Source organism: Paenarthrobacter sp. NCHU4564 (assembly GCF_052156435.1).
Classification (GTDB): Bacteria; Actinomycetota; Actinomycetes; order Actinomycetales; family Micrococcaceae; genus Arthrobacter.
The window spans coordinates 61,926-75,333 of the sequence record NZ_JBQLIS010000017.1; the positions used below are offsets into that span (position 1 = coordinate 61,926).

The 13,408-nt window shown below is 64.9% G+C and carries 13 protein-coding genes and 1 riboswitch; of the genes, 6 read left to right on the forward strand and 7 right to left on the reverse strand.

Going from position 1 to position 13,408, the window contains the following annotated elements; translation table 11 throughout:
- The first annotated feature begins 77 nt into the window (after positions 1-77).
- Positions 78-812 (forward strand): siderophore-interacting protein, encoded by a 735-nt coding sequence (locus ACSVIE_RS16120; protein ID WP_442424492.1) that lies wholly within the window; start codon positions 78-80, stop codon positions 810-812.
- Here the strand turns inward: ACSVIE_RS16120 and ACSVIE_RS16125 are convergent, their stop codons facing one another.
- Both ACSVIE_RS16125 and ACSVIE_RS16130 read right to left on the reverse strand, forming a co-directional pair.
- On the reverse strand, positions 813-1,298 hold the full coding sequence (locus ACSVIE_RS16125) for a hypothetical protein (protein ID WP_442424493.1): 486 nt from the start codon (positions 1,296-1,298) through the stop codon (positions 813-815). It lies immediately after the preceding gene.
- Positions 1,295-2,242: a DUF6973 domain-containing protein gene (locus ACSVIE_RS16130; protein WP_442424494.1), complete on the reverse strand. Its 948-nt coding sequence runs from the start codon at positions 2,240-2,242 to the stop codon at positions 1,295-1,297. Before ACSVIE_RS16130 ends, ACSVIE_RS16125 begins: the two co-directional genes overlap by 4 nt.
- Positions 2,243-2,466: 224 nt before the next feature.
- On the opposite strand from ACSVIE_RS16130, the gene ACSVIE_RS16135 reads away from it, so the two are divergent.
- Together ACSVIE_RS16135 and ACSVIE_RS16140 are read left to right on the forward strand one after the other, a co-directional pair.
- A complete protein-coding gene (locus ACSVIE_RS16135; protein WP_442424495.1) occupies positions 2,467-3,990 on the forward strand; it encodes a UDP-N-acetylglucosamine 1-carboxyvinyltransferase in 1,524 nt (507 codons plus the stop codon).
- Between the two features lie 134 nt (positions 3,991-4,124).
- Entirely contained in the window at positions 4,125-5,318 is a 1,194-nt protein-coding gene (locus ACSVIE_RS16140; protein ID WP_442424496.1) for a glutamate--cysteine ligase 2, read from the forward strand.
- Between the two features lie 31 nt (positions 5,319-5,349).
- On the opposite strand, the gene ACSVIE_RS16145 is transcribed toward ACSVIE_RS16140, so the two are convergent.
- From ACSVIE_RS16145 to ACSVIE_RS16165, 5 genes are all read right to left on the reverse strand, one after another.
- Positions 5,350-5,532, reverse strand: a complete 183-nt coding sequence (locus ACSVIE_RS16145) for a hypothetical protein (RefSeq protein WP_426004376.1) — start codon at positions 5,530-5,532, stop codon at positions 5,350-5,352.
- Between the two features lie 10 nt (positions 5,533-5,542).
- Positions 5,543-6,751, reverse strand: a complete 1,209-nt coding sequence (locus ACSVIE_RS16150) for an O-succinylhomoserine sulfhydrylase (protein WP_442424497.1) — start codon at positions 6,749-6,751, stop codon at positions 5,543-5,545.
- Positions 6,752-6,753: 2 nt separating this feature from the next.
- Positions 6,754-7,164: a rhodanese-like domain-containing protein gene (locus tag ACSVIE_RS16155; protein ID WP_426004374.1), complete on the reverse strand. Its 411-nt coding sequence runs from the start codon at positions 7,162-7,164 to the stop codon at positions 6,754-6,756.
- Positions 7,161-7,427, reverse strand: coding sequence for a DUF1737 domain-containing protein (locus ACSVIE_RS16160; RefSeq protein ID WP_426004373.1), 267 nt, complete (start codon positions 7,425-7,427; stop codon positions 7,161-7,163). Before ACSVIE_RS16160 ends, ACSVIE_RS16155 begins: the two co-directional genes overlap by 4 nt.
- A 13-nt stretch (positions 7,428-7,440) precedes the next feature.
- Positions 7,441-7,553, reverse strand: a riboswitch (SAM riboswitch).
- A 78-nt stretch (positions 7,554-7,631) separates the two neighbouring features.
- The gene (locus tag ACSVIE_RS16165) at positions 7,632-9,335 is read right to left on the reverse strand and encodes a SulP family inorganic anion transporter (RefSeq protein WP_442424498.1); all 1,704 of its coding nucleotides are present in this window, start codon (positions 9,333-9,335) and stop codon (positions 7,632-7,634) included.
- A 129-nt stretch (positions 9,336-9,464) separates the two neighbouring features.
- Here ACSVIE_RS16165 and ACSVIE_RS16170 point away from each other — a divergent pair, with 129 nt between their 5' ends.
- The 3 genes from ACSVIE_RS16170 to ACSVIE_RS16180 are packed head-to-tail and all read left to right on the forward strand — an operon-like array spanning position 9,465 to position 13,377.
- Complete coding sequence (locus ACSVIE_RS16170; protein WP_442424499.1) at positions 9,465-10,793, forward strand: NtaA/DmoA family FMN-dependent monooxygenase; 1,329 nt, start codon at positions 9,465-9,467, stop codon at positions 10,791-10,793.
- Positions 10,794-10,795: 2 nt separating this feature from the next.
- Positions 10,796-12,337 (forward strand): aromatic amino acid ammonia-lyase, encoded by a 1,542-nt coding sequence (locus ACSVIE_RS16175; RefSeq protein ID WP_442424500.1) that lies wholly within the window; start codon positions 10,796-10,798, stop codon positions 12,335-12,337.
- A complete protein-coding gene (locus ACSVIE_RS16180; protein WP_442424501.1) occupies positions 12,334-13,377 on the forward strand; it encodes a PLP-dependent cysteine synthase family protein in 1,044 nt (347 codons plus the stop codon). The genes ACSVIE_RS16175 and ACSVIE_RS16180 overlap by 4 nt, the downstream gene beginning before the upstream one ends.
- Positions 13,378-13,408 lie beyond the last annotated feature (31 nt).

Genomic DNA, 13,408 nt, shown 5'->3' on the forward strand with positions numbered 1-13,408 from the left:
GTTAGGCTTACTTAAGTTCAAGATAGGTGGGGTTGGTCCGGTTCGCAAAATCGACGCCCTTCGTGAAGGAGTATTGCTTGAAACGCAGTTGGGAAGGCGTCGTCCTGAAGGTAATGGGCGCCAAGGACTTCACGCTCCATGTCACCGGGCGGCAGGAGATCACGCCGGATTTCCTGCGCATCCACGTCCGCGACGGAGGACTTCTGTCCAGCGTTGGCCTGCACCCCACGCTGTGGATCCGCCTGTGGTTCGACGACGCCGGCAAAGGGCACCAGCGCGCCTACACCGTGGTCAATGCCGACCCCGTGGCGGGAACCTTCAGCATGGACTTTGCCATACACGACGGACTGGCTGCCGACTGGGCACGCTCCGTGCAGCCCGGGACCACGATCGAGGCCACTGTCCAGGGCAGCGCCTTCGCGTTTCCGGACACCGCGCCGCGCCGCATCTGGGTAGTGGGCGACCCTGCTTCCCTTCCCGCCATCAACTCCCTGCTGGACGAGCGGAATGCCGTCTTGGGGACTGCCGCTCCCGTGACGGCGTGGCTTGAGTACCAGCACGACGCCGACCCCTCGATTGAGGTGCGCGCGTCAACGTCCGACGTCGTCACCTGGGTTCCGCGCAAACGCGACGGTGACGCTCTGGTTGAGGAAGTTGTCCTTGCCCTGACCGCCGATACTGTGTCCGCCGTCGACGACTTCTTCTGGATTGCCTGCGAAGCGTCCAGCACCCGGGCCATCGTCAAGCACCTGCGGAAGGTACTGGGCGTGGACAAGCACAGGATTGATGCGCTGGGGTATTGGCGGGCGTAGCTACTCCCGCCAGTTCAAGAAGCCTTTTCCGCCATCCGGGGGCGTGAGGATTACCTCGCGGCCATACTTCTTTTTCGCATCCTCGCCGAAAAACGCATCCGGAATGATGCGCACGGCCTTCGTGACTTTCCCGTCCTTCAGGAAGACGAACAGTGCCGGCGAGGCCGTGTAGCGGTTCTCCTTGGTCAGGGGTTCGCCGAACGCGGCTTCGATGTCCTTGGCGGGGGTGCCCTCCATGACGAAACCGGCCTCGTCCCAGTCAAAGTCGGTGGCGTCTGCCAGCTTGAGGGCGGTTCCGTTGGTGGCGGACTCAAGGACCTGGCTGTTGAGCTTTTCGTTGGCTTCGGGCATGACGGAACCTCCCAGTGAACAGGCGCCCAGGGCGCAGGTCAAAACAACTAAGAGCAGCCCGGCGAGGGCTGCCATGGCGGTGGTTGCCGGCGACCGGCGTCGTAGTCCTGCTGCCGGTCCCATCAGAAGCCTCACGACGTGGTCCTCGACTCGTCGTTGAACTCGGGATCCTCGCCCGGAGCCGGTGGTGCGTTGCCGGCGTCGCCTGTCTGGTTCATGGGGACCTCGTTGGAAGGGTGCGGCAGGAGGTCCTGTCCAACAACCACCGTGTCGCCGTTGCGGACGGCTTCCTCCACAAGGTCGGTCAGCTCCTCCGCGCCGGCGTCCGGGTGGGCGATGGCGATGTTCCGGCCTACCTCATTGTTGTACAGGTCCATGGCCTCACGGGGTGCCGGGTTGCCGGGAAGTTGCTCATGGGCCGTCGCGTAGTCCTCGGCCCAGGCGGCCCCGAACTCCTGCACCATCAGGGCATTCCAGTAGGCGTGGCGGAAGGCGTCGTTCTGGTCATCGTTCCGATCCCCGCTGGGGAAACGCTCGTCCGCAACGCTGAACGCGTCGTCGTGGATGCCTTTGAACGCGTTCATCTCCAAGGGTCCCAGGCCATTCAGCAGTTCGGCCTCCTTCCTGGTGACTTCGCGCTGGTCCACCACCAGGCGCAGCGGGTCCCAGTCCCCTGGCCAGCGGGTGGTCTCGGCGTCGCTGACCTGGTAATTCTCAAGGATCTCTTCAGGGGTGGGCATTCCTGGGTTGGCCGGAGAAGCTGCCGTGGAGATGCTGCCACTGCCTTGGCTTCCGGCGGGGATACCGCTATTGCCTGTCGACGCCGTGGACTGTTCTTCCGCGTTGGTGAGCACCGCTGTGGATGCCTCCTGAATGCCGAGGGAGGTCTTGACCAGCAAGGGGCGGAGGCTCGACTGCCATTCCCCGGCAAACCGCTTGGCATCCTGGCCCTGCCAGTGGCCGCCCTGCCCGATGACCGAATCCAGCTCCCGGGCCTTCGAAGCCAGGAGATCGGCTCCCTTTGCCAGAGCCTTGGACAGTGTCTTGAGCTGATTGATGTCTGCGCCGTAAAAAGGCATGTTCCCCCCTTGAACCGTGCTGTTTATGCTGGTCCAGTGACTGGCCGGAACGCAATGGGGAGTTCTTCCCGCCACCAAGCCACCCGGCCCGGGTACCGTGGCTGACTGAACGGAAGCGCCGCCGTCGTGCTTGACATATCGCACCGTTCGGGTATGGCGTGACCTTAACCGCAAGAATCGCGGAATGTCCACCACTTCTAACTCATTTGTGATATTTCTTGAGTATGACGCAACCTACCGCCGAACACGTAGGCCTCCTGCTCCGCAACGCGCGCAGCGACAAAGGCTGGACGCAGGGGCAACTGGCCTCGGAGCTGGGAACCAGCCAGAGTGCCATCGCCCGGATGGAACAGGGCAAACAGAACCTCAGCCTCCGCATGATCGAACGAATCGAGGCTATTTTTGGACGACCGATCGTGAAAGTCGGAAAGCCCCAGATGACCCACCTCCGGGTGGAAGGCGGCCGCACACTCTCCGGGGAAGTGGATGTCAACAGCAGCAAGAACGCCGGTGTGGCACTCCTGTGCGCAAGCCTGATCAACCGTGGCACCACTACCTTGCGGCGCCTGGCCCGGATCGAGGAAGTCAACCGGATCGTGGAAGTGCTCACGTCGATCGGCGTCGAATGCACCTGGCTCAACGGCAGCGACCTCCGCATCCGCCGCCCCGAGAACCTGAACCTGGAACTCATGGACGTCGACGCTGCCCGCCGTACCCGCAGCGTCATCATGCTGCTGGGCCCTTTGCTCGACCAGACCAACGACTACCTCCTGCCGTACGCCGGAGGCTGCGACCTCGGCACACGCACCGTGGAACCGCACATGCAGGCCCTGCGTGAGTTCGGCCTGTCCGTCGAGGCGAAATCCGGCTTCTACTCCGTGGCTGCGCCGCCGGCCGATGGGCAGGACCGCTCCTTCGTCCTGACCGAACGCGGCGACACCGTCACCGAGAACGCCATCATGGCCGCGGCCCACCGCGAGGGCACCACCGTCATCCGCAACGCCAGCCCCAACTACATGGTCCAGGACCTCTGCTTCTACCTGCAGGGCCTGGGGGTGGAGATCCAGGGCATCGGAACCACCACCCTGCGTATCACCGGCCGTTCCAGCATCGACGTGGACATTGAATACTTCCCGTCAGAAGACCCCATCGAGGCCATGAGCCTCATCACCGCGGGCATTGTGACCAATTCCGAAGTCACCATCCGCCGGGTACCCATCGAGTTCATGGAGATCGAACTCGCGACCCTCCAGCAGATGGGCCAGGAACTGGTGGTGTCCGGCGAATACATGGCACGCAACGGCAGGACCCGGTTGGTGGATGTCACCACCAAACCGTCTGTTCTGCGCGCTCCGCAGGACAAGATCCACCCCATGCCGTTCCCGGGCCTGAACATCGACAACCTGCCCTTCTTCGCCGTGATCGCCGGTAACGCGGAAGGCCAGACCATGATCCATGACTGGGTCTACGAGAACCGCGCCATCTACCTGACAGAGCTCAACAAGCTCGGCGCCCAGGTGCAGCTCCTTGACCCGCACCGGATCTACGTGAACGGCCCCACCAAGTGGCGCGCCGCTGAGGTCGGCTGCCCGCCGGCCCTGCGCCCGGCTGCGTGCCTGTTGCTGGCCATGCTCGCCGCGCGCGGAACCTCCGAGCTGCGCAACATCTACGTCATCGAACGTGGTTACGAGGACCTGGCCGAGCGGCTCAACACCATCGGGGCCAAGGTGGAGTACTTCCAGGACTAAGGCAGCGCACCCGTTTCCGCCATTCGCGCCCCACGTACGCCTGGGCGCACCCGTTTCCGCCATCCGCGCCCGGTCCATTGGGGGCGGACGGCGGCAGGGGGTGCGCACCAGGATAGCTAAGGGCAGAATGAAGCATGCGGACTTTCGGGGTTGAGGAAGAGTTGCTCATCGTCGATCCTGTGACGGGAGCGCCGCTGGCCCTCGCGGACGCACTGCTGGCGGGAACTGATCCCGTGGAGCCGGGCCTGGGCCTGAGCCACGAGTTCAAGCTCGAACAGATCGAAACGCAAACCCGGCCATGCCACACCTACGCCGAGCTTCTTCCCCAGATCCGGCGTGGGCGCAACATGGCCAACCAGGCCGCCAGGAAACACGACGCCCGTATTGCCGCCCTGGCCACCTCGCCCCTGGAGTCCGGGACACACACCACGCCCGATCCCCGGTTCGCCGAGATGCTGGAACGCTTTGGGCTCACGGCCCATGAGCAACTGACCTGCGGTTTCCACGTGCACACCTCCGTGGAGTCGCCGGAAGAGGGCGTGGTGGTCCTGGACCATATCCGGGACAAACTGGCCGTGCTGACGGCCATCAGCGCCAATTCCCCGTATTGGCGCGGCCAGCACAGCGGCTTCGACAGCTTCCGGACCCAAGCCTGGAACCGCTGGCCGACGTCCGGTCCGTCAGCGGTGTTCGGTTCGCTGACGGCCTACCGGCGGATGGTCAACCGGTTGCTGGAAACCGGCGTCATCTTGGATGAGGGCATGATCTACTTTGATGCCCGCATCTCCCGCAACCATCCCACTGTGGAGATCCGGGTCGCCGACGTGTGCCTCCGCGCCGAAGACGCGGCGCTCATTGCCGTGTTGGTGCGCGCCTTGGTGGAGACGGCAACCTTGGAAATGCTCGACGGCGTGGAACCCGCCTCGGTGCCCACGGCCCTGCTCAGGATGGCCAGCTGGCAAGCGAGCAACACCGGTCTCCGCGGGGACCTCCTGGACTTCGGCGACTTCCGTCCCCAGCCTGCCGCGGACGTTGTGTGGGCCCTGGTGGACTACCTCAGCCCGGTCCTGGACGACCAAGGGGAGCTGGAACTGGTCAAGGCAGGCATTGCCGACATCCTTGAGCGGGGCAACGGGGCTCAGGAACAGCGCGCAGCAGCGGACCGGTTCAGCACCCGTTCCGCCGGTGCCGGCTCTCCGGGAACCCCGCCCACCACGGAAGTCCTGACCGCCGTCGTCGGGCATGCCGTGAAGGTCACCACCCGCGGCACCTCAACCGACGCGCACAAGGAACCGGCGCCGCTGTTGACCAGGGTCCGGAAAGCTTAGGGGCGCTCTTCGGCCGGTTCTTCCCACGTCATCAGGTACGCTCCGGCCACCCCCCGGTGATCCAACGGCCTTCTTCCGCCAGCAGCATGCGAAGCCGCTCCGCAGCATCGGTGGTGAGGTACACCCGCTGGACCGGGGAGATCCCCAGGAACCAAACCGCCGTACCGGAAACAATGACTGCTCCGGCACGGCGATAAGGGCGGTTCCCGCTCATGGCATGAAGGTTAGACCTGCTTGAGCGCCTTTTCCAGATCGAGGATCAGGTCGTCCACGTCTTCCAATCCAACGGACAACCGGACCACGCCGTCGGACAGTCCAATGGCGGCCCGTCCCTCCGGTCCCATGGCCCGGTGGGTGGTGGTGGCAGGGTGCGTGATGAGGGACTTGGAGTCGCCCAGGTTGTTGGAAATGTCGATGACCCGCAGGCCGTCCAGCAACGCAAAGGCGGCTTCCTTGGCGCTCCGCCCGGAGGACGGTGACAGTTCGAAGGTCAGTACGGTGCCGCCGGCCTTCATCTGCTTGGTGGCGAGCTCGTACTGCGGGTGGGACTTGAGCAACGGGTACTTGACCCAGTTGATGGCCGGCTGCCGCTCGAGCCATTCGGCGATTTTCAAAGCCGATGCGGAGCTGTGGTTCACGCGCAGCCCGATGGTTTCAAGGCCCTTGGTGAGGACCCAGGCGTTGAAGGCGGACAGCGAGGGGCCGGTGTGTCGCATGAGCTGCTTGACCGGGCCGTCAATGAACTCCTTGGTGCCCAGGATCGCTCCACCCATGACGCGTCCCTGGCCGTCGATGTGCTTGGTTCCGGAGTAGACGATCACGTCGGCGCCCAGGTCGCCACAGCGTTGCAGCAGGGGAGTGGCAAAGACATTGTCGACGACCACAGTCGCCCCGGCGGCATGTGCCAGTTCGCTGACGGCAGCGATGTCCACGATTTCCTGCATCGGGTTGGACGGTGACTCGAAGAAGACGGCTGTGGTCGGCTCGGAAAGAGCTGCACGCCACTGGTCCAGGTCCGGGCCGTCGACGAACACTGTTTCCACGCCCCAACGCGGCAGGATTTCGTTCAGGATCACAAAGCAGGAACCGAAGAGTGAACGGGCGGCAACCACGCGGTCGCCGGCTGCCAGCAGTGCGCCCAGTGCGGTGAAGACTGCAGACATGCCGGACGCCGTGGCAAAGCAGGCCTCGGTTCCTTCAAGGAGCCGCAGCCGTTCCTGGAACGTGGCCACGGACGGGTTGCCGTAGCGCGAGTAGACAAAGCGTTCGTCTTCGCCGGTGAACGCCCGTTCTGCTGCTGCAGCGGATTCGTAGACGAAGCCGGAATTGAGGAACACCGGCTCGGCGGTTTCCTGGAAGTTGGTACGGTCGAGTCCACCGCGGACGGCCTGGGTGTCAGCGCTCCAGCCGGCGGCGTCAGGATTGAAAGTCACTTTTAGTCGGTCCCCAGGTTGGTGGGCAGGCCACGGTTCTTCCAGCCGTTGACGGTGCGTTCCCCGTAACGGTCAGGTTCGCCCTCGAAGCCTTCCAGGACGTTGTAGGACGTGAATCCGGCCTGCGTTGCGGCGATGGCGGCGGAGATGGAGCGCTGGCCCGAACGGCAGATGAACAGCAGTTCAACGCCATCAGCCTCGGGAGCCTGCTGCTTCAGGTCGTCGATGAAGGTCGGATTCGGGATGCCGCCGGCGAGGTTCCACTGGATGAACAGGGGATCATTCTCCGTGGCCTTGGTGTCAGGGATGCCGATGTGGGCCCATTCGCCCTCGGTCCGGACATCAACCAGGATGGCGCCGTCCTTAAGCTTGGCCCACGCGTCCTGCGGGGTCAGGTCACCTGCGTAGCTCATGCGTGTCCCTCGAATGCTTCTTCGTCTTCGTCGTTTTCCAGTTGGTCCACGGCGTTCGCGACGGCGGCATCCGCACTTGCGATCGCGGCGGGCAGGACGATGGCTTGCGCCACAATCACGTCCGTGCCGTTGAAGGTTGCGGAAGGGCTGCCGTGCAGCACATAGCCTTCGGCGAGGGCGTTGCTGATGCGCTCGCAGAATTCGCGGGTATCCGGGCCCGTGATCAGGCGGTAGGCGAGTTTGTCGTCAGTGGGTTCTGGCATTCGTGGTGCTCCTCAGTCACGCTTGCAGTTCGAAGTGTCGATACGCCGAGTAGTCACCTGAGGCACCCCGCCGCGGGAGAGGGTTGCCGACCAGCAAGTCAGGGCTTAACGCTGGTGCTCATTACTCAAGAAAAACGTAACATCCGTGGACGTTCACCTGCATTTGTTGCGGGCATGGCAGCCGTCATGTTGCGTAACCGGTGCCTACTTGTGGTCCTGTCCGGCCAGTTCACGGACCGCCGCACCAACTGTCGAATAGAAGTGGTCAGGAGTGAAGCGGGCCGCCGTGCCCAGCTGGACCAGCTTGTCCTTGACCGGGCCCTTCAGCTCGGCGAACACGAGGTCCACGCCCCGTTGGGCCAACCATTCGTCCAGCGTGACAAGGTCGTCCAGGGCCGTGGTGTCGATCCCGGTGATGGGCTCGGCAGCGAGGATGACGTGCGTGATGTGGTCCTCGGCCTCGTCCAGTTCTTCCCGGACGAAAGTGGCCAGGACCTGCCCGTTCCCGAAGAAGAGGGGTGCATCGAACCGGAGGATCAGGAGCCCGGGGATCCTGTCGCCTTCCGGGTGGCGTGCGAGGTCGTGGTATCCGGGGCGGCCCTCCTGGGCGCCGAGCTCCGTACGGTAGGGATTCCATGCCCGCCGCACAAAATCAAGGAGGGCCAGGGCAATGGCCACGAGGATTCCCTGCAGCACGCCAACCAGGAGCACTCCAAGGAACGCCGCCAGCATGACCACGGATTCGCTGCGGCTCATGCGCAGCAGGCGCCGCACTCCCGCGGGATCGGCCAGGGCGACCGCGGCGGCGATCACCACGGCCGCCAAGGTGGCCGACGGCAGGAATTCGGTGACTCCGGGCGCCAGGAGCATGAAGGCGAGCACCAAGGCCGCTCCCACGGCACCCGTGAGTTGGGACTTTGCCCCGGCATCCACCGCAACAGGTGTCCGGGAACTGCTGCCGCAGATGGGAAAGCCACCCAGGACACCCGTTGCTGCGTTGGCTGCACCCAAGGCAGCCATCTCCCTGTTGCCGGAGATCCTCTTCCCTTCTTTCGCTGCCAGGGACTGGGACAGTACTCCGGTGTCAGCGAACGCCATGAGGGCGATGCCGGCCGCCGCCGGGACCAGGGCAAGGGCGTCGCCCCACGTGATGCCACCAAGCGCTGGAGCCGGCAGGCCCTGGGGGAGCGCCCCTGTTACCTTGACGGTATCGCCCAGGTCCAGGAAAGCCGTGGCCAGGCAGGAAGCGACCACGGCCAGCAGGACTCCGGGAACCTTCCATTTCAGGCGGCGCGGAATCCAGATCAGTGCCAGCGAGCCCAGTCCGAGGGCGACGGCGGCAAGGTTGGTGCCTCCGTCCATGACCTGGGTGTAGGTGCCGGCCAATTTCTCCCAGATCGAGTCGCCTTCTGCCTCAATCCCCAGGAAGGCTGGAACCTGGGACAACCCCACGTACAGCGCAAGCCCGTTGAGGTAGCCCAAACGGATGGGTTTTGAGAGCAGGCCGGTGATGGTCCCCAGGCGGAGGACTGAGCCCAGGAGCATGATGCCGCCGACGAGCAAGGCCAGCAGGCCCGCAAGAGCCACGGATTTCTCGCTGCTGCCCATGGCCAAAGGCATGATGGCTGCCGCGATCAAGGGTGCCAGGGCAGAATCAGGGCCCAGCACCAGGATCCTGGAAGGACCCACGATTGCGTATACCAGCAGGGGGACGACCGTTGCGTAAAGACCGGTGACAGGCGGGAGTCCTGCCGCCTGCGCGTAAGCCATGCCCGCAGGGACCAAGAGGGCAAACAGTGCTGCGCCGGCAATCAGGTCATGCCGCAGCCATTCCCGCTTGTAGCCCTTCAGTGCCCAGGCGCCCAACAACCGGTCCCTCACAGATCGGGCTGACGTGGGCGCACTCATACAGAGATCATTCCGGACCCTGCCGTTTTCCGGAAGCCGGGCCTTGCTGCAGGCACTTCACATGTGACGCCACGGGAGCATAATTGACGCAGTACGACCCCCTGTAACTTCGCATGAAATCAGGTCGCGGTGAACGGACACGGCAGTTCTACACTCAAGCCCATGCTTCATTTTGGTTGGTTCGTGGGACACGGCTTTGGAGTCCAGGGGTGGGGAACTCCGGGGTACAGCCTGGGTTACGACTGGAAGAAACCCGCGTTGTACCAGGAGGCCGTGCGTGCCTTCGAGAGATCCGGCCTGGACCTGTTCATCATCGAGGATTCCCTCACAGTCCCGGATACGTACGGCGGCACCGCGGAAGTATCCCTTGCCCATGCCTCCTTCGCGCCCAAACATGATCCGCTTGCCCTGGTCCCGTACCTGCTCTCCGCCACGGAGCACCTCGGGATTGTCCCGACGGTCAGCGCGTCCTTCTACCCGCCCTTCACCGCGGCGCGGCTGCTGGCCACACTCCAGCATTTCTCCGAGGGCCAACTGGGATGGAACGTGGTCACCTCCGGCAGCGACCTCGCCGCGCGGAACTATGGCCTTGACCAGCAGATTGAACATGACCTCCGGTACGAAAAAGCGGAGGAATTCGTCGACGTCGTCAGGCGGCTGTGGCGGAGCTGGGAACCGGACGCCGTGCTGGAGGACGTTGAGGCCGGTCGGTTTGCCGACCACACCAAAGTGCACCCGATCAACCACGACGGCGAATTCTTCAAGGTCCGCGGTCCGCTCAACACAGCGCCGCTGCCGGAAGAGCCGGTGCTGGTGCAGGCGGGCGCCTCGCCCCGGGGCAAGGCCTTCGCCGGAGGCCACGCCGATGTGGCGATCGCCCTGGCCCGCGGCGTGGACGGCATGAAGGCCTACCGGGACTCCATCCGGGCTGAGGCCGCCAAGGCGGGCAGGAACCCCGACCATGTCAAGGTACTTTTCGTCCTCAAGCCCACCGTGGTGGGATCCACGGCAGAAGCCGAGGACCTGCGCGCCCAACGCAGGGAGCTGACGCAGCGCGACATCGACAGCCAGCTCAACTCGATCTCCTACCTTTCCGTCATCGACTTCAAGCAGTTCGACCTCGACGCACCCTTGCCCGAGCTCACCACCAACAGCAACCAAGGCACCCTGGAGCACTTCTCCAAGGCAGCACCCCCAGGCTCCACGCTGCGCCAGATCCTCCAGGCCCGAAGCGGCGGTGCCGGGGACTCCATCATCGGTACAGCCGGGGAAATCGCGGACTATCTGCAGGAAACCGGCGAGGCAGTGGGCGGTGATGGCTTCCTGTTTTCCGGCTTCGTGGATCCCGTGACCGTGCATGGCGTCCTGGACAAGCTCACTCCCGAGCTGCGCCGCCGCGGTGTCTTGAGGACCAGTTACGGAAACGGTGGCTTCCGGCAAAACCTCTTGGACTTCTGACGATGCCCGGGCCTGGAAAGACATTGGTCATCGGCACCTCCGCCGTGAGCGCTCCCGAGGTGGCGGAGGCAGCGGCCGATCCGACGTTTCACGTGGAACTCAACCGTGAAGCGTTGACCTTGATACAGCAATCCAGGGGCGTGGTGGAGAAAGCCGCCGCGTCGGGACAGCGTGTCTACGGACTCAACACCCTGCTGGGATCCGGGCGCGACACGGCTGTGGAGGAAAAGTCCATCCTGGCGTACCAGGTCCAAGTGGTCCGCTACCACAACAGCGGGGTCGGCGCCTACCTGGACCGGGCCGCCGCCCGCGCCGTGATCCTCGCCCGGCTCATCGGATTCAGCCGCGGCGGCTCGGGCGTCCGCCCGGAAACAGCCCGGTTCTACGCCGACCTGCTTAACAGCGGCATCCATCCCGCCATCCCGCGCGAAGGATCGGTGGGTTCATCCGACCTCACCCAGCTTGCCGCCGTCGCCGCGGTCGCAATCGGGGAGGGGGAAGCCCTCGACCCCTCGGGCGCCGTGGTTCCGGGCGCCAAGGCGCTCGCCGACGCCGGACTCCAACCGCTGGTCCTCGCTCCCGGCGAGGCCCTGGCGCTGGTCAGTGCCAACTCCTACTCCGTGGGCGCCGGAACCCTCGCCCTGGTGAGGCTGCAACGCCTGGCCGGGCTGGCCGACGTCGCGCTTTCCCTCTCGCTGGAGTCCATTGCAAGGTACGACGGCGGCGGGAACCTCAGCCCTTTTTCGCCGCCGATCCAGGCGGCCAAGGCGGTAGACGGCCAGCGGCTGTCCGCGGAGGCTGTCCGGCGCCTGTTGAGCGGTGGTTGGTTGGAGGGCGCCCGCCCCGAGGTGTCCGTGCAGGATGCCTTGTCCTTCCGTGCGGCACCGCAAACCCATGGAGCTTTCCGCGACCTGGTCCAACAGTTCGAGCGGGCGCTGGAGGTGGAACTCAACGGCCGGAGCGACAACCCACTGGCTGACGTCGGGTCCCGACTCATGGTCTCGGGTGGCAACTTCCAACCGATGCAACTGGCGCTCTCCTTTGAATCGCTCAGGCTGGCCCTGGCACATGTGGGCATTTCCAGTGAGCGCCGGATCGCCAAACTGTACCCGCCGCAACGCACCATCCGGGCCAGGCATTTGGCTGCCGCGTCGGGCGGGTCGGGCTTGGCGCAGGAGGAACTGCCCGGACTGCTGTGGTACTCGGCCGCCGGCTTGCTCGCCGAACTCAAGTTCCTTGCAGCCCCGGCAACCCTGGGCGCTCCAACCCTTTCCGCCGATATCGAGGACCACTCCACGCTGGCTCCCTTGGCGCTGCAGCAGTTGGAAAAATCTCTGGAAGCGGCCGAAAAACTCCTGGCGATCGAAGCACTCACCGGCTCCTACCTGCTGCTCGAAGCGGATGCCGCGCAGCCGCTCGGAAAGGGGACTGCCGCCGTCGTGGGCTGCCTGGCCGACATCCTGGCGGACCGTCCGCCCGCTTCCGAGCTGGTGGAAAGGGCGCGGCATGCCCTGCTGGTCCGGGAGGAAGGGGAGGCACAGTGACCACGGAAGCAGCCGGGCCGGCCCATACCGACGGGCTCGAGGCCTCCATCCTGGACAAAGTGGGCCACACGCCGCTGGTGGCCTTGGAGTCACTGGGCAGGGGTCTGGGCAGCAGCATCCACGTCAAACTCGAATCCGAAAACCCCGGCGGCTCCATCAAGGACCGAACCGCTTTGAGCATGGTCCGTGCCGCCGAGGAATCCGGGGAGCTGCAGCCCGGGGCCACGATTGTTGAGAGCACCTCGGGAAACACGGGGATCGGGCTTGCCCTGATCGGCCAGCTGACCGGGCACCCGGTGGTGGTTGTCACCGGCGACTCCATCTCGCAGGAGAAACTCGACGCCCTGCACAGCTACGGGGCGCGCGTGGTGATCACCGATTGGAACGCGCCGTCCGAGTCGCCGGAGAACGCCCGGGCGGTAGCGGCGCGCATCACTGCGGAGACCCCCGGGGCCTGGCGTCCAATGCAGTTCGACAATCCCGCCAACCCCTTGGTCCACTACCGCACCACCGGGCCCGAAATCTGGGAACAGACGGGCGGGCTTGTGACTCACTTTGTAGCCGGAATTGGTACCGGCGGGACCATCAGCGGCAACGGCCGGTACCTGAAGGAGCGCGTGGCTGCCGAACGGCCGGGAGGCCACGTGGAAGTGGTCGCGGCAGATCCCCATGGCTCGGCCTACAGCGGCGGGCATCCCGGTAACATCCTGGTGGACGGCGTCGGCAACTCCTGGCCTGAAGCGGAATGGCCCAAGATTTTCGACCGGTCGATCGTGGACCGGTTCCTGCGGATCCCCAATGATGAGGTGTACACCACCGTCCACCGGCTCCTGGATGAAGAGGGGCTTGCGCTGGGTCCGTCGTCGGGGCTCATCGTGGCCGCAGCCCTCCGTGTCGCGCGGGCCGCACCAAGGGGGTCGGTGGTGGTGGCGATTGCTCCCGACGCCGGAACCAACTACCTCAGCAAAGCCTTCAACCCTGTCTGGCTGGCAGAGAACGGCATTCGCCTCACGGCGGACATCCCCGCCCCCGGCGAGTGATCCTCTCTCATATACCGTCGGGTTTCCCGCG